This window comes from Enterobacter sp. D2 (assembly GCF_034427575.1).
GTDB lineage: Bacteria > Pseudomonadota > Gammaproteobacteria > Enterobacterales > Enterobacteriaceae > Enterobacter > Enterobacter cloacae_M.
On record NZ_JAXQPP010000001.1, the window covers coordinates 401955 to 418065 of the forward strand.

General features: G+C 57.5%; 14 protein-coding genes. 7 read left to right on the forward strand and 7 right to left on the reverse strand.

Annotated features, from left to right (window positions below):
• Nucleotides 1–209: 209 nt before the first annotated feature.
• Genes kdpE through kdpF form a run of 6 tightly spaced genes read right to left on the reverse strand, consistent with a single transcriptional unit; the run spans nt 210 to nt 7995 of the window.
• The gene (gene kdpE, locus SPG90_RS01910; protein ID WP_008501074.1) at nt 210–887 is read right to left on the reverse strand and encodes a two-component system response regulator KdpE; all 678 of its coding nucleotides are present in this window, start codon (nt 885–887) and stop codon (nt 210–212) included.
• Nucleotides 884–3571, reverse strand: a complete 2688-nt coding sequence (kdpD, locus tag SPG90_RS01915; RefSeq protein ID WP_126302887.1) for a two-component system sensor histidine kinase KdpD — start codon at nt 3569–3571, stop codon at nt 884–886. The genes kdpE and kdpD overlap by 4 nt, the downstream gene beginning before the upstream one ends.
• Nucleotides 3572–4147, reverse strand: a complete 576-nt coding sequence (gene kdpC, locus SPG90_RS01920) for a potassium-transporting ATPase subunit KdpC (protein ID WP_023310778.1) — start codon at nt 4145–4147, stop codon at nt 3572–3574.
• 12 nt (nt 4148–4159) lie between these two features.
• Nucleotides 4160–6208 carry a potassium-transporting ATPase subunit KdpB gene (gene kdpB, locus SPG90_RS01925; protein ID WP_023310779.1) on the reverse strand — a complete coding sequence of 683 codons (2049 nt, stop codon included), beginning with the start codon at nt 6206–6208 and terminating at the stop codon, nt 4160–4162.
• A gap of 18 nt (nt 6209–6226) precedes the next feature.
• Entirely contained in the window at nt 6227–7906 is a 1680-nt protein-coding gene (kdpA, locus tag SPG90_RS01930) for a potassium-transporting ATPase subunit KdpA (RefSeq protein WP_023310780.1), read from the reverse strand.
• The gene (gene kdpF / locus SPG90_RS01935; protein WP_014069365.1) at nt 7906–7995 is read right to left on the reverse strand and encodes a K(+)-transporting ATPase subunit F; all 90 of its coding nucleotides are present in this window, start codon (nt 7993–7995) and stop codon (nt 7906–7908) included. The genes kdpA and kdpF overlap by 1 nt, the downstream gene beginning before the upstream one ends.
• Before the next feature lie 309 nt (nt 7996–8304).
• Between kdpF and SPG90_RS01940 the strand changes: the two genes are divergently transcribed.
• From SPG90_RS01940 to nei, 7 genes are all read left to right on the forward strand, one after another.
• Entirely contained in the window at nt 8305–8511 is a 207-nt protein-coding gene (locus SPG90_RS01940) for a YbfA family protein (RefSeq protein WP_023310781.1), read from the forward strand.
• A 391-nt stretch (nt 8512–8902) separates the two neighbouring features.
• Nucleotides 8903–10315, forward strand: coding sequence for a deoxyribodipyrimidine photo-lyase (gene phrB / locus SPG90_RS01945; protein ID WP_126302886.1), 1413 nt, complete (start codon nt 8903–8905; stop codon nt 10313–10315).
• A gap of 10 nt (nt 10316–10325) precedes the next feature.
• Nucleotides 10326–11069, forward strand: a complete 744-nt coding sequence (locus SPG90_RS01950; protein ID WP_023310783.1) for a type 2 GTP cyclohydrolase I — start codon at nt 10326–10328, stop codon at nt 11067–11069.
• Between the two features lie 14 nt (nt 11070–11083).
• The gene (gene pxpB / locus SPG90_RS01955; protein ID WP_045402199.1) at nt 11084–11740 is read left to right on the forward strand and encodes a 5-oxoprolinase subunit PxpB; all 657 of its coding nucleotides are present in this window, start codon (nt 11084–11086) and stop codon (nt 11738–11740) included.
• Nucleotides 11734–12666 (forward strand): 5-oxoprolinase subunit PxpC, encoded by a 933-nt coding sequence (gene pxpC / locus SPG90_RS01960; RefSeq protein ID WP_023310785.1) that lies wholly within the window; start codon nt 11734–11736, stop codon nt 12664–12666. Before pxpB ends, pxpC begins: the two co-directional genes overlap by 7 nt.
• Nucleotides 12653–13393: a 5-oxoprolinase subunit PxpA gene (gene pxpA / locus SPG90_RS01965; RefSeq protein WP_063408977.1), complete on the forward strand. Its 741-nt coding sequence runs from the start codon at nt 12653–12655 to the stop codon at nt 13391–13393. Before pxpC ends, pxpA begins: the two co-directional genes overlap by 14 nt.
• 19 nt (nt 13394–13412) lie before the next feature.
• Entirely contained in the window at nt 13413–14204 is a 792-nt protein-coding gene (gene nei / locus SPG90_RS01970; protein ID WP_023310787.1) for an endonuclease VIII, read from the forward strand.
• Between the two features lie 99 nt (nt 14205–14303).
• On the opposite strand, the gene SPG90_RS01975 is transcribed toward nei, so the two are convergent.
• A complete protein-coding gene (locus SPG90_RS01975) occupies nt 14304–15587 on the reverse strand; it encodes a citrate synthase (RefSeq protein ID WP_023310788.1) in 1284 nt (427 codons plus the stop codon).
• Between the last annotated feature and the right edge of the window lie 524 nt (nt 15588–16111).

A 16111-nucleotide genomic window follows, 5' to 3' on the forward strand; every position in this document is an offset into this window, starting at 1 on the left:
GATCACCGTTAACCGATCAAATTAGAAATAAATATTCGTTTTAGATGAATATCGCAGATCAAAATTCTGATTTGTTGGTGTTACGTTAACAGGTTGTGTTATCAATGTTTTAAATGAACAAGAATAACCCGTAAAAATAATGCATGGGTTATTTATGAAATATTTTCTGAGGTATTTTGATTTTATTTAAAAATAAAATGAATAGTTATTCAAAGCATAAACCGATAACCGATACCGGTTTCAGTTAATAAATGGCGAGGGCGAGCGGGGTCAACTTCGAGTTTCTGACGAAGATGTCCCATATATATGCGTAAATAATGACTATGTTCCACCGCGTTGGGCCCCCACACCTGACTTAGCAGCTGGCGTTGGGTGAGAACCTTGCCGTGGTTGTTGAGCAGAACGGCGAGCAGGCGAAATTCTATTGGCGTCAGATGGATTTCTTCTTCACCGCGCACAATACGCCGCGCGGCCAGGTCAACCCGGATATCCCCAAACGTGTAGGTTGGGTCAGCAGGCGTGGTTGCGCTGTGGCGACGCAGCGCCACGCGAAGGCGAGCCTGTAACTCGCCGATACCAAAAGGTTTAATCAGATAGTCATCCGCCCCGGCATCCAGCGCCGCGATTTTATCCGTCTCTTCCGTACGCGCGGAGAGCACGAGGATCGGCATCTGGCTCCACTGGCGGACTTCACGAATAAAATCGATGCCGTCGCCGTCCGGGAGTCCAAGATCGAGGATCACCAGGTCCGGCTTGCGGGTGGCGGCCTCAATTAAACCCCGCTGAAGCGTACCCGCATCATGAACGCGCAGACCGTCTCCTTCCAGCGCAGCGCGCAGAAAACGGCTAATGGCGATCTCATCTTCAACAATCAGAACGTTAATCACAAATCCTCTGGTAATTCATTAAGTTCTGGCGGGGTTTCCAGAGGAAGTGTAACACAAAAACGTGCGCCGCCTTCGGGACGATTCTCTGCGGAAATGGACCCGCCGTGGACGTCAATGATTGCCTGGCAAATCGCCAGCCCCAGCCCCACGCCCGGAATGGCCGACTCCTTATTGCCGCGTGCGAATTTCTCGAAAATAGCCAACTCCTGCCCGGCTGGAATGCCGGGGCCGGTATCCCAGACGTTAAGGCGAAGCGCGCCATCTTCCACTGTCGCATCAACGCCAATTTGAGCACTGGCGCCCGCATATTTGCCGGCATTTTCCAGCAGGTTGATCAGCACCCGTTCAAACAGCGGACCATCGACATGAATTAACGTCAGGGGCTCGGGCATGTTCAGCGCGATATGTCGCCCGCCCAGACCGGGTTCGAGCATTTTCAGGGCGCTGCCCACCACCTCTTCCAGCGTGAGCCACTCTTTTTTGAGGTTAAAACCGCCCGACTGGATACGCGCCATGTCGAGCAGGTTATTCACCAGGCGCGTGGTATTCAGCACGTGCTGGCGGATCTCGCTGGCCTGAAGGGCATGTTTAGAGCCTTCCGCCGCCAGGTCCAGCGTCAGAATTTCTGACTGGCCGAACAGGACGGTGAGCGGGGTACGCAGATCGTGAGACAGCGCCGCCAGCAGCGAGTTACGAATGCTTTCACGCTCGCTCGCCAGACGGGCCTGTTCCTCGCTGGCGGTGAGGGCCAGTCGTTCCAGCGCGCTGGCAACCAGTAGGGTAAAGGTCTCCAGCAGTCTCTGCTGTTCGGGGATCATCAGCTGGCGCAGGTTGGAAGGCTCCACGATGACCAGCCCCTGATTTTTATCGGCGCTGCGCAGGGGCAGAATTTGATAGGGAACGCCGGGCAGGGTGTCGGTCCCTGCGCCCGCCGGTAAGCCTTTGTCAAAGCTCCAGCGCGCGATGGCTTCGTCCCAGGGCGTCATGCCTGAGGCCGACGTCAGCGGGCGCAGCTTGCCGTGTTCGTCCGGAAGTAAAATCAGGTTGCTGGCATGAAACGTCGAACGAATAAACTGCTCGCTGGTCTGTACGATATCCAGCGGCGTGCGGCCCACCGCCAGCGATTTCGACATCTCATAGAGATGGCGCGTGCGCTGCTCGCGATAGCGGGCAATACGCGCCTGATAGCGCACGCCCGCCGTCAGATTCCCGATCACCAGCCCGACGGTGAGCATCACCGCGAAGGTAAGAATGTACTGTACGTCCGACACCGCGAGCGTCCCTCGCGGAGCAATAAAGAACAGATCGAAGCTGATGACGTTGATCACCGTCGCCAGTACCGACGGCCAGCGCCCGTAAAAGAGCGCCACCACCACTACGCCAAGCAGGTAGATCATCACCAGGTTGGCGGCATCAAACGCGATCAGCCACTGGCTGGCAATCACGGTAATCAGGGCGCAGAGCACGACGGCGACAAGACAGCCGCGCAGCTGAATGCGCCATTTATCGCTGAAGGCACGGCTGTCCGGCGCGCGGCTGGGTAACGGCGTGGGCTTATCATCCAGCGCCACGATCACCAGGTCCAGATCCGGTGCGCGGCGGGCCAGCTTGTCGGCAAACGATTCGCGGCTAAACCAGCGGCGATGCTGGCGACGGCCAATCACGATTTTCCCCAGATTGTGCTCACGGGCATAGCGCAAAATAGCTTTATCTTCCTGAGGGTCGGAAAGGGTGGCGGTTTCGGCACCCAGCTCCTGCGCCAGGCGAAGCGAACTCAATATCGCGCGGCGCTGGTTCTCGGGCAGCGCGTGCAGCTGTGGCGTTTCGACATACACCGCATGCCAGACGCTGCCAAATTTGGCCGCCAGGCGCGCGGCGGTGCGGACAAGCTTTTCATTGCCGCTGCCGTGCCCTACGCACAGCAGGATGGCATCTCGCGTATGCCAGACGCGCTCCTGGCCCTGCAGATCGCGCCAGGCACGCATCTGATCGTCGACGCGATCGGCAGTACGACGCAGGGCCAGCTCGCGCAGGGCAATCAGGTTGCCTTTACGGAAGAAATGCTCGATGGCGCGCTCGGCCTGGCCGGCGATATAGACTTTGCCTTCATGCAGGCGCTGGCGTAAATCGTCGGGGGGCAGGTCGACCAGCACCACTTCATCGGCAGAATCAAAGAAGGGGTCGGGCACCGTCTCGCGCACCTGAATGCCGGTCACGCCGCTGACCACGTCGTTCAGGCTTTCGAGATGCTGAACGTTAACCGTCGTGAACACATCGATACCGGCTTCAAGTAACTCTTCAACGTCCTGCCAGCGTTTGGGGTGGCGCGAGCCTGGCGCATTGCTGTGCGCCAGCTCGTCCATCAGGATAAGCGCGGGGCGGCGGGCGAGGGCGGCATCGAGATCGAATTCAGTGACTAACCGACCGCGATGGCTGATGCGGCGGGGCGGCTGGGTTGCCAGCCCCTTCAGCAGTGATGCCGTCTCTTTACGTCCGTGGGTTTCAACCACGCCGATCAGAATATCGAGCCCCTGCGCCCGAAGCCGCTGGGCTTCCGTCAGCATGGCGAAGGTTTTCCCGACGCCTGCGCAGGCGCCAAAGAAAATTTTCAGTTTGCCGCGATGGGCTTCGGCCGTCTGTTCAAGCAGCCTGTCCGGATCCGGGCGCATGGGCTCGTCGGTCATTTAGTTTTTCCTTAGCGCGTCCAGCGCCAGATTCAGCTCAACAATATTCACCACGGGCATGCCGATAAAGCTGACCAGCGGCTTTTGCGTGTGCTCTGCAACCAGCTGGCTAACCTGCTCGACGGTCAGCTGACGGGCCGCGGCGACGCGCGGGATTTGCCATGCCGCGGCTGCCGGCGTCAGGCTGTAGTCCAGCCCACTGGCCGAGGCGGTCACCAGCTCTACGGGCACCTCACGGCTGGCCTGCGGATTAGCGGCGCGCAGGGCTGCCACGCGCTCAGCAACGGCTTTGTCCAGCTCGGGGTTGCTGCCCGCCAGGTTACTGCCGCCGGATGCCATCGGATTATACGGGCTTTCGGCAGTGGCGGAAGGGCGTCCCTGGAAGTAACGGGCATCCGTAAAGTTCTGACCAATCAGGCGCGAACCGCGGTTTTCACCGTTTTGCATAATCAGCGAGCCGTTGGCCCGATCCTTAAACCACCACTGGCCCAGCGCGGTGGTCACCAGCGGGTACAGCCCGCCGGTAATGAGAGACAGCAGAATAAACAGAAGTATAGCGGGGCGTAACATCGTCATTTGATTCACCTTTTAAACCAGGCCGAACAGCGTCAACAGCAGGTCGATCACCTTGATACCGATGAAGGGCACCACCAGCCCGCCCAGCCCGTAAATCCACAGGTTGCGGCGCAGCATGGCGGCGGCCGTGAGCGGCTTATAGCTCACGCCCTTCAGCGCGAGCGGGATCAGGAAGACAATAATCAGAGCGTTAAAGATGACTGCGCTCAGAATGGCCGATGCCGGAGAGTGCAGGTGCATCACGTTCAACGCGTTTAATTGCGGGTAGGTCGCAGCAAACGCCGCCGGAATGATGGCGAAATATTTCGCCACATCGTTGGCGATACTGAACGTAGTCAGCGACCCGCGCGTCATCAGCATCTGCTTGCCAATGTGCACCACTTCAATCAGCTTGGTCGGGTTAGAGTCGAGGTCGACCATGTTGCCCGCCTCTTTTGCCGCCTGGGTACCAGAGTTCATCGCCACCGCCACGTCGGCCTGCGCCAGGGCTGGGGCGTCGTTGGTACCGTCGCCGGTCATCGCCACCAGGCGGCCTTCCGCCTGATACTGACGAATCAACGCCAGTTTCGCTTCCGGTGTGGCTTCGGAAAGAAAATCATCCACGCCCGCTTCGGCGGCAATCGCCGCGGCGGTAAGACGGTTATCCCCGGTGATCATCACCGTTTTGATCCCCATTTTACGCAGCTGGGCAAAGCGCTCCTTGATACCGCCTTTGACGATATCCTTCAGGGCAATCACCCCCAGCACGTGTGCGCCCTCGGCCACCACCAGCGGCGTCGCCCCCTGACGGGCCACGCTTTCGACCAGGCTGTCCACTTCAGGTGGGAAGTGGCCGTTGTTGGCCTCAATGTGGCGACGGATAGCGTCAACAGAGCCTTTGCGGATCATGCGATCCTGAATGTTAATGCCGCTCATGCGGGTTTGCGCTGTGAAGGGCACGAAAGTGGCGTGCAGGCTCTGAACGTCGCGCTGGCGCAGGTTAAAGCGCTGCTTGGCGAGGATCACGATACTGCGGCCTTCCGGGGTTTCATCGGCAAGCGAAGAGAGTTGTGCGGCATCCGCCAGCGTTTTTTCATCCACCCCCGGGGCGGGCAGGAAATCTGACGCCTGGCGATTACCGAGGGTAATAGTCCCGGTTTTATCCAGCAGTAAGACGTCCACGTCACCGGCGGCTTCCACCGCCCGCCCGCTGGTGGCGATGACGTTGGCACCGAGCATACGGCTCATGCCGGCTACGCCGATGGCTGACAGCAGGCCACCAATGGTGGTGGGGATCAGGCAGACCAGCAGCGCCACCAGCACCGTGATGGTGACCGCGGTGCCGCCATAGGCGGAAAACGGCCACAGCGTCGCGGTTGCCAGCAGGAAGACGATGGTCAGGGCTACCAGCAGGATGGTCAGGGCAATCTCGTTCGGCGTTTTACGACGCTGCGCGCCTTCCACCATGGCGATCATCCGGTCTAGGAAGGTTTCCCCCGGGTTAACGCTACACTGGATCACCAGCCAGTCGGAGAGAATGCGCGTCCCGCCCGTCACGGAGGCGAAATCGCCGCCGGATTCGCGGATAACAGGCGCGGATTCCCCGGTAATGGCGCTTTCGTCCACCGAGGCGCCCCCTTCGATGACTTCACCGTCGCAAGGGATAATGTCCCCGGCTTCCACCAGCACCACATCGCCTTTGCGCAGTTCATCCGCCGGAACGTGGTCCATCTGCGCGCCGTATTTCGGTTCACGTAGCTTGCGCGCGAAGGCGGTTTTCTTCACCCCTTTCAGGCTGTTGGCCTGGGCTTTACTCCGGCCTTCCGCCAGCGCTTCCGCAAAGTTGGCGAACAGCACGGTAAACCACAGCCACAGGCTGATGGCGCCGGTAAACATCGCATTTCCCGGCATGTGGCCCGTACCCATGGCAATCGCCAGGGCGGTGGTCAGCACGCTTCCCGCCCAGACAATAAACATCACCGGGTTGTGCCACTGCACGCGCGGACTCAGCTTTTTCACCGCATCCATGAGCGCCTGGCGAACTAATGACGGTTCGAACAGGGCCAGTTGTTTACGACTCATGACAATTTCTCCGCAAAATCAGCGTAAAGAGAGGTATTCCGCGACCGGGCCTAACGCGAGGGCGGGGATAAAGGTCAGGGCGCCGACCAGTAAAACGGTACCCGTCAGCAGGCCGATAAACAGCGCGCCGTGGGTCGGCAATGTCCCGGTGGTGGTCGGTTGGATTTTTTTATTCACCAGCGATCCGGCAATCGCCAACACCGGCACAATGATCCCAAAGCGGCCCACAAACATGCAAAACGCCAGCAGGCAGTTCCAGAACGGTGAGTTGGCGCTTAAGCCCGCAAAGGCGCTGCCGTTGTTGTTGGCGGCAGAGGAGACGGCATACAGTACTTCGCTAAAACCGTGAATGCCGGGGTTAAAGATGCCGCTGCGTCCGGCCTCGGTCATCAGCGCCAGCGCGGTGCCGAGCAGCACAAGCGCCGGGGTGACCAGAATCGCCAGCGCGGTTAATTTCATCTCGCGAACGTCGATTTTTTTACCGAGGTATTCCGGGGTGCGGCCAATCATCAAACCGGCAATAAACACCGCCAGCAGCACGAACAGCAGCATGCCGTACAGACCCGAACCTACGCCGCCAAAGACGACTTCGCCAATCTGCATCAGCCACATCGGGATCATGCCACCCAGCGCCGTAAAGGAATCGTGCATGGCGTTGACTGCCCCGCACGAGGCCGCCGTGGTGACCACCGCATACAGGCTGCTGGCGAGAATGCCAAAGCGGCTCTCTTTACCTTCCATGTTGATATTGCTGTTGGCCCCCAGCTGCATGAAATGGCTGTTGCCGCTCCATTCAGCCCACATCACCAGCGCCACGCAGACCACAAAGATCAGAGACATGGTCCAGAGCAAGGTGCGGCCCTGACGGCGATCGTTAACCACATCACCAAAGGCAAAGCAGAGCGCGGCGGGGATCAGGAAAATCGCCAGCATCTGCACATAATTTGTCAATGCGGTAGGGTTTTCAAACGGATGCGACGAGTTGGCGTTGAAGAAGCCACCTCCGTTCGTCCCGAGCATTTTGATGGCTTCCTGTGACGCTACAGGCCCCATCGGCAGGAGCTGTTTTGCACCTTCCAGCGAGGTATAGGACGCGTAAGGCATCAGGTTTTGCAGGGTGCCCTGCTGGATGAAGAACAGAGCGATCAGCAGCGCAATTGGCAGCAGGATCCACAGCGTAATGCGGGTCAGGTCCACCCAGGCGTTACCCAGGGTATTGATTTTCTGACGCGCAAACGCACGCGTCAGCGCGAAGATCACCGCGATACCGCTGGCGGCCGAGAGGAAGTTTTGCACGGTTAACCCGACCATCTGGCTGAAATAGCTCAGCGTGGTTTCACCGGCGTAGGACTGCCAGTTGGTGTTAGTGACAAAGCTCACCGCCGTGTTCAGCGCAAGATGCCAGGACAGGCCCGGTAACTGTTGCGGATTCAGCGGCAGGATGCCCTGCAACATCAGCATGGCAAAAAGCGCAATGAGCCCAACGATATTCAGCAGCAGAATGGCGATCAGATACTGACGCCAGCTCATCTCCCGATCGTCTATTCCCAGTACGCGCCAGATCCCTTTTTCAACGCTTCCCGTGCCGGGCAAAGGGACGTTGTTGATTAATCGTGCCAGTCCCGATCCCAGTGGCCTTGCCAGAATGAACAGTACCACTAAGAAGCTGGCAATAAGCAGAAACGCCTGAGCAGCCATCAGAAGGCCTCCGCATTTATCAGGGCATAGACCAGATAACCCAATAACAGGAACACCAGCACGATGCCGGCAATAAGACCTGCACTCACAATCCACCTCCGGGTGACTTTCGTTGTTGTACTAACGGTAGGATTTCCGGCGCAAAGATTTCGCAAAAATGGGGAGGGCGGGTGTAAAAAAAGTATAAAAATGGCAAAGCCCACAATTTAACTATTGATAAGTAAATCGTTAACTTTTTTGTAACTTAATTACGGAGAGAATGTAAATATTCACTAAATGGGCAAAAATAAGTGGTCGGATGAGTAGTAAAATTACAAACAAAGCGATATTATTTTAGCCAGGTCACAGATTTTGAATTTTCCGGATGACGTTTCCGGCCAACTATAGGGGAGAAAAATATGGATCTTTATAAAGAGTATCCGGCTCATATCGTGTTCTTGCGCCGCGCTTTCGCCGTAGTGGCTGGCGTGCTGGCTCTGCCGGTGATGCTGTTCTGGAAAGATCGTGCACGTTTTTACAGCTATCTGCACCGCGTCTGGGCGAAAACCAGCGAGAAGCCGGTGTGGATGGATCAGGCCGAGAAAGCGACCTGCGATTTCTACTGATACGAAGACTACACATAGCAATAAAAAAACCGCCAACAGCAATGTGGCGGTTTTTTTGTCCCTCGGGATTCGCGGTCCGTTGGGTGGCTTCAGGCCCTCGTCAGAGGTTACAGGCATATATTTAGCCCTCTTTCTTGCCGGGTGACGCTGCGCTTACCCGGCCTACACAGTGCAAGGATATCAAGTATGGCATGTTTCATTCCAGGCCCGTGCAAGCGTAGCGCCGCCGGGCGAAACGCACATCAAGCTCTTTGTTAGCAGTCTGTAAGGCCGCCTCGGGCGGCCTTTTTTATTTCATCCCGTCTACACTTCATGGCAAAGTAGTTCAATGCATGCTTTTTCCTTTTACGGCATGCCCTTACGGACATAATGGATAATTGCCTGGAGTTTTATGCCCACCCATCTGGTTTGGTTTCGCGCGGACCTGCGCGCACATGACAACATCGCCCTTGCGGCAGCCTGCCGCGCCAAAGACGCTAACGTATTGGCACTGTTTATGGCCACGCCCGAGCAGTGGCGGCAGCACGATATGGCCCCCCGGCAGGCGGCCTTGCTCCGGGCGTATCTGAACGATCTGCAGCACTCGCTCGCTGGAAAAGGCATACCGCTTCTCTATAAAGAGGTGGGTGATTTTGCCGCACAGCTTCAGACGGTGCAGGAGATCTGTAAGCAGCACAAGGTCACGCATCTTTTTTACAACTATCAGTACGAATTCAACGAGCAGCAGCGCGACCGTCAGCTGGAGAAGATGCTGGAAGGGGTGGTCTGCGAAGGGTTTGATGACAGCGTGATGCTGGCACCGGGCAGCGTGATGACCGGCAACCACGAGATGTATAAAGTTTTTACTCCGTTCAAAAATGCCTTTATCAAACGTCTGAAAGAGGCGCTGCCGGAGTGCGTTGCCGCGCCTGCCGTGCGAGGCGAAGCTATAAAAGAGCTACCTGAGCTGACGTTTGATTACCCTCAGCAGCCGTTTGATGAAACGCTGTTCCCCGCCGATGAGAAATCTGCCATCGCCCAACTGCGCCAGTTCTGCAAGCAGGACGCGGCCAGTTACGACGCGCGTCGGGATTTTCCCGCCATCGAGGGTACCAGCCGCCTGTCGGCCTGTCTGGCGCTGGGCGCGATCTCACCGCGCCAGTGTTTGCACCGTCTGCTGGCGGAGCAGCCGCAGGCGCTGGAGGGCGGCGCAGGGTCTGTCTGGCTGAATGAACTTGTCTGGCGCGAGTTTTATCGCCATCTGATGACCTTTCATCCAGGTTTATGTAAGCATCGGCCCTTCATTGGCTGGACCGATAACGTAAAGTGGCAATCGAATGATAAGCAGCTGAAAGCCTGGCAAAGCGGGCAGACGGGCTATCCGATAGTCGATGCCGCCATGCGTCAGCTTAATGAGACGGGGTGGATGCATAACCGCCTGCGAATGATTACCGCCAGCTTTCTGGTGAAGGATCTGCTTATCGACTGGCGTATCGGAGAGCGCTATTTTATCTCTCAGCTGATCGATGGCGATCTCGCGGCGAATAACGGCGGCTGGCAGTGGGCGGCCTCTACCGGCACCGATGCCGCACCCTATTTCCGGATTTTCAATCCGACCACGCAGGGGCAAAAATTTGATGCGGACGGCGAGTTTATCCGCCGCTGGGTTCCTGAACTTAACGGTATACCTGCTAAAGCGATCCACGAACCGTGGGCATGGGCGGATAAACAGCGTGTAAAGCTGGATTACCCTCGTCCGATTGTCGACCATAAACAGGCGCGTGTCGCCACGCTGGCGGCGTACGAAGCTGCCCGCAAAGCATAAGAGAGTGATGATGAAAAACAGCGAACTGGAAAGCCTGATTAACGAAAAACTGAACAGTACCTCTTTCAGCGATTACGGCCCGAACGGGCTCCAGGTTGAGGGACGCGAGACGGTGCAAAAAATTATCACCGGCGTGACGGCAAGCCAGGCTCTGCTGGACGAGGCCGTTCGTCAGAACGCCGACGCGGTGATTGTTCATCACGGTTACTTCTGGAAAAACGAATCGCCGATTATTCGCGGGATGAAGCGCAATCGTCTGAAAACGCTGCTGGCTAATGACATCAACCTGTACGGCTACCATCTGCCGCTGGATGCACACCCGGAGCTCGGCAACAACGTCCAGCTGGCGCAGCTACTGGGGATTACCGTTATGGGTGAGATTGAACCGCTGGTGCCGTGGGGCGAGCTGGCGATGCCGGTTCCGGGGCTGGAGCTGGCATCGTGGATTGAAGCGCGCCTGGGCCGTCGCCCGCTGTGGAGCGGTGATACCGGTCCGGATACGGTGAAGCGTGTCGCATGGTGTACCGGTGGCGGACAGGGCTTTATCGACAGCGCCGCGCGCTTCGGCGTCGATGCTTTTATCACCGGCGAGGTTTCCGAGCAGACCATTCATTCGGCGCGTGAACAGGGGCTGCATTTTTACGCGGCTGGCCATCACGCCACCGAGCGCGGCGGCATTCGCGCCCTCAGCGAGTGGCTGACGGAAAATACCGATCTGGATGTGACCTTTATTGATATCCCTAACCCAGCCTGACGAGAGGTAGTTAAGTGCAGCGAGCACGTTGTTATCTTCTGGGTGAAACCGCAGTGGTTCTGGAGCTTGAACCACCGGTGACGCTTGCCACGCAAAAGCGTATCTGGCGGCTGACCCAGCGTCTGGCCGACATGCCTGAAGTGGTTGAGACCATTCCGGGTATGAATAACATAACCGTCGTGCTGCGTAGCCCGCATACCCTGGCGCTGGATGCCATTGAACGTTTGCAGCGCTGGTGGGAAGAGAGCGAGGCGCTGGAACCGGAGTCGCGTGCCATTCAGGTCCCGGTCGTTTATGGCGGTACGGGTGGGCCAGATCTTGGCGTGGTGGCAGACCACTGCGGATTAACAGAAAAGCAGGTTGTTGAGCTGCACAGCTCGGTTGACTACGTGGTCTGGTTCCTTGGGTTTCAGCCCGGATTCCCGTATCTGGGCGGATTATCTCCCCGGCTGCATACGCCACGCCGTGCCGAGCCGCGCGTGAGCGTGCCGGCGGGGACGGTGGCTATCGGCGGTGAGCAGACCGGCGTTTATCCGCTGACATCTCCTGGCGGCTGGCAGCTTATAGGGCATACCGCGACACCGTTATTTGAACCCGGGCTGGAGACGCCAATACTCTTGCGTCCCGGGGATACCCTTCGCTTTATTCCGCAGAAGGAGGGGGTATGTTAACGCTTATTCGCGCCGGGCTTTACACCTCCGTACAGGATGCCGGTCGCTTTGGTCTGCGCCAGTCGGGCGTGAGCTACTGCGGTGCGCTTGACCGTCCTTCGCTGGAGATTGCCAACCTGCTTGTGGGCAACGAAGGCAGCACGGCGGCGCTAGAAATTACGCTGGGTCAGTGTGTGATTGAGTTTGGTCAGGAAACCTGGTTTGCCTTAACCGGCGCAGGGTGTGATGCGACGCTGGATGGTAAAGCGGTGTGGACCGGCTGGCGGCTGCGGGCGAAAGCCGGGCAGCGCCTGACGCTCAAACGTCCGCTGCACGGCGTGCGTAGCTATCTCGCGGTGGCTGGTGGCATTGACGTGCCGGAGGTGCTGGGTTCATCCAGTACCGATCAGAAGGCCGGGATCGGCGGTCACGAAGGACGTTTGCTGCGCGACGGCGATCGGCTGGCAATCAAACCCTCCGCGCGCCATTTCTCGACCACGCAGGGCGTAAAACAGCTGCTGTGGGGAAACCAGATCCGCGCCTTACCGGGGCCGGAATATCATGAGTTTGACGAGGCTTCTAAAGAGTCCTTCTGGCGTGCGCCGTGGAAGATCAGCCCGCAGAGTAACCGCATGGGCTACCGCCTTCAGGGGCAGCCGCTGACCCGCACGACGGACCGGGAGCTGCTCTCCCACGGTTTATTGCCTGGGGTTATTCAGGTGCCGGGAAACGGTCAGCCCATCGTATTAATGAACGATGCGCAAACTACCGGCGGCTATCCGCGCATTGCCTGCATCATTGAAGCGGATCGCTACCATCTGGCGCAAATTCCCCTCGGCCAGCCGATTCACTTCGTGCAGTGTTCGCTGGAGGAGGCGCTTAAGGCGCGGCAGGATCAGCAGCGTTATCTTGAACAGCTGGCGTGGAGGCTTGATGGTAAAGATTGATTTGAACGCCGATCTGGGGGAGGGAAGCAGCGCTGATTCGGAACTGATGACCCTGGTCACTTCGGTCAATATCGCCTGCGGCTTTCACGCGGGTGATGCCCAAACCATGCTGGAGAGCGTGCGTAATGCCATTAAAAACGGCGTCGCGATTGGGGCTCACCCCAGCTTTCCCGATCGGGAAAACTTTGGCCGTACGGCGATGGATCTGCCCCCTGAGACGGTCTACGCTCAGGTGCTCTACCAGATCGGCGCGCTGGAGGCGATGGTGCGCGCCCAGAACGGCGTGATGCGCCACGTGAAGCCGCACGGCATGCTCTACAACCAGGCGGCGAAAGATGCGGATCTGGCGGACGCCATTGCCCGCGCGGTGCGGGACTGTAATCCGCAGCTGATTCTGGTAGGCCTTGCGGGCAGCCAGCTGATTCGTGCCGGAGAACGGCTGGGCCTGACCACCCGTCAGGAAGTGTTTGCCGATCGGGGATACCAGCCGGACGGCAGCCTGGTGCCGCGGACGCAGGCCGGGGCGCTGATTACCGACGAAGCTAAAGCGCTGGCGCAGACGCTGGAGATGGTGCGCGCCGGGCGGGTGATCGCCGTGGACGGAACACCGGCAAACGTGCAGGCCGATACGGTATGTTTACACGGCGATGGCGAGCATGCGCTCCAGTTCGCGCGCCGCTTGCGGGCAGCGTTCTCTGAAGAGGGTATCCTCGTCAGCGCCGAATAATGACGATAAGGACACAAAAATGCCTGAAGGTCCGGAGATCCGCCGCGCGGCGGATAGCCTGGAGGCGGCGATAAAGGGCAAACCCCTGACGGATGTCTGGTTTGCTTTTCCTCAACTGAAACCGTTTGAATCACAGCTGGTGGGCCAGACGGTGACCCATATTGAAACGCGCGGCAAAGCCTTGCTTACGCACTTTTCCCATAACCTGACGTTATATAGCCATAACCAGCTTTACGGCGTCTGGCGCGTGGTGGAGGCGGACGAGCAGCCGCAAACCACCCGCGTGCTGCGCGTCAGGCTGCAAACGGCGGATAAAGCGATCCTGCTCTATAGCGCGTCGGATATCGAAATGCTTACGCCGGAGCAGCTGCTGACGCACCCATTTCTGCAGCGGGTCGGGCCGGACGTGCTGGACATGCGCCTGACGGCGAGCGACGTGAAGGCCCGGCTGTTATCACCTAAATTCCGTAACCGACAGTTTTCCGGTTTGTTTCTCGACCAGGCCTTTCTGGCCGGGCTGGGCAACTACCTGCGGGTAGAGATCCTCTGGGAAGTCGGGCTGGCGGCGCAGCATAAAGCGTCTGAGCTGAATGATGAACAGCTGGAGGCGTTGTCCCACGCGCTGCTGGATATTCCGCGGCTCTCGTACAACACGCGCGGCGTGGCGGATGAGAACACGCATCACGGGGCGCTGTTCCGGTTCAAGGTGTTTCATCGGGCGGGGAAGAAGTGCGAGCGATGCGGCGGGATTATCGACAGGATTATGCTCTCTTCCAGACCTTTTTACTGGTGCCCGCACTGCCAGAAATAAAAGTAAAACGGTAACCCTTGGGTTACCGTTTTTAATGTTTTCACCCTCTCCCTGTGGGAGAGGGGCGGGGTGAGGGCATCAGGCCGCACCCAACATCTTTTAGCGCTTCAGGTCAGACTTAAAATCACGCTGCTCGTAGCCGGTATACAGCTGACGAGGACGGGCGATTTTCATGCCTTCGCTGTGCATTTCGTTCCAGTGCGCAATCCAGCCTACGGTACGGGCCATAGCGAAGATCACGGTGAACATGGAAGACGGAATGCCCATCGCTTTCAGAATAATGCCAGAGTAGAAATCGACGTTCGGGTAGAGTTTCTTCTCGATGAAGTACGGGTCGTTCAGTGCGATGTGTTCCAGCTCCATCGCCACTTCCAGCAGATCATCTTTGGTACCCAGCTCTTTCAGCACTTCGTGGCAGGTCTCACGCATGACGGTGGCGCGCGGGTCGTAGTTTTTGTAAACACGGTGACCGAAGCCCATCAGGCGGAAGGAGTCATTCTTGTCTTTCGCGCGACGCACGAACTCAGGAATGTGCTCAACGGTGCTGATCTCTTCCAGCATCTTCAGTGCCGCTTCGTTCGCGCCGCCGTGCGCCGGTCCCCACAGGGAAGCGATGCCCGCAGCGATACAGGCGAACGGGTTCGCGCCTGAAGAGCCCGCGGTACGGACGGTAGAGGTAGAGGCGTTTTGTTCGTGGTCAGCGTGCAGGATCAGAATACGGTCCATTGCGCGTTCCAGCACCGGGTTCACTTCGTACTCTTCGCACGGCGTGGAGAACATCATGCGCAGGAAGTTACCCGCGTAAGAGAGGTCATTGCGCGGATACACAAACGGCTGGCCGATGGAGTATTTGTAGCACATCGCCGCCATGGTCGGCATTTTGGACAGCAGGCGGAACGCCGCGATATCACGGTGACGCGGGTTATTCACGTCAAGGGAGTCGTGGTAGAACGCCGCCAGCGCACCGGTGATACCGCACATCACCGCCATCGGGTGAGAGTCACGGCGGAACGCATGGAACAGACGGGTAATCTGCTCATGGATCATGGTGTGACGGGTCACGGTGGTTTTGAATTCATCGTACTGTGCCTGCGTCGGTTTTTCGCCGTTCAGCAGGATGTAGCACACTTCCAGATAGTTGGATTCGGTGGCTAACTGATCGATGGGGAAGCCGCGATGGAGCAGGATACCTTCGTCACCGTCAATGTAGGTGATTTTGGATTCGCAAGATGCGGTAGAGGTAAATCCAGGGTCAAAGGTGAATACACCTTTAGAGCCCAGCGTACGGATATCAATAACATCCTGACCGAGCGTGCCTTTTAGCACATCCAGTTCAATAGCAGTGTCACCATTTAGGGTGAGCGTTGCCTTTGTATCAGCCATTTACGGTCTCCTTAGCGCCTTATGCTTAAGACTGCGCTTTACCGGATTTGCTTTCAGCTGTTAATCACCGTTACCAGATTGTTATTTGGCTTTCCGCTCAGCTCACGAGGACAAACCAGGGTACAGAGCTATGGCGCCTTGCAGGTAAACGAATGAAATATCAGTGAAACCACAGCAAATCAGCGTTTTTGCAGTCCGAATTATTCAAACCTGTATATCACTAATAACTGTCCTGATAACTTCGGTCAATACCATCACACTGTTACATAACTATTTGTCAGGTGAAAGAGAGACCTCATAACTTTTGCGCATTATATGCCTTTTCTGATGACGTTTGTAACAATATTGTTTAACATTTGTCAAATCAGATGATTAAAAATTAAAAAGATGTTGTTATCGTGACCCTGATCACTGTTCCAGAGAAAACCCGACAAACTGTATGTAGGTTAATTGTAATGATTTTGTGAACGGCCTATACTGCCGCCAGGTCTCCGGAACACCCTGCAATCCCGAGCCACCCAGCG

Coding starts and splice junctions, on each gene's coding strand:
- phrB (WP_126302886.1), top strand. CDS start 8,903: ATGCCCACCCATCTGGTTTGGTTTCGCGCGGACCTGCGCGCACATGAC.
- SPG90_RS01950 (WP_023310783.1), top strand. CDS start 10,326: ATGAAAAACAGCGAACTGGAAAGCCTGATTAACGAAAAACTGAACAGT.
- kdpB (WP_023310779.1), bottom strand. CDS start 6,208: ATGAGTCGTAAACAACTGGCCCTGTTCGAACCGTCATTAGTTCGCCAG.
- nei (WP_023310787.1), top strand. CDS start 13,413: ATGCCTGAAGGTCCGGAGATCCGCCGCGCGGCGGATAGCCTGGAGGCG.
- pxpA (WP_063408977.1), top strand. CDS start 12,653: ATGGTAAAGATTGATTTGAACGCCGATCTGGGGGAGGGAAGCAGCGCT.
- SPG90_RS01940 (WP_023310781.1), top strand. CDS start 8,305: ATGGATCTTTATAAAGAGTATCCGGCTCATATCGTGTTCTTGCGCCGC.
- SPG90_RS01975 (WP_023310788.1), bottom strand. CDS start 15,587: ATGGCTGATACAAAGGCAACGCTCACCCTAAATGGTGACACTGCTATT.
- kdpC (WP_023310778.1), bottom strand. CDS start 4,147: ATGACGATGTTACGCCCCGCTATACTTCTGTTTATTCTGCTGTCTCTC.
- kdpA (WP_023310780.1), bottom strand. CDS start 7,906: ATGGCTGCTCAGGCGTTTCTGCTTATTGCCAGCTTCTTAGTGGTACTG.
- pxpC (WP_023310785.1), top strand. CDS start 11,734: ATGTTAACGCTTATTCGCGCCGGGCTTTACACCTCCGTACAGGATGCC.
- kdpD (WP_126302887.1), bottom strand. CDS start 3,571: ATGACCGACGAGCCCATGCGCCCGGATCCGGACAGGCTGCTTGAACAG.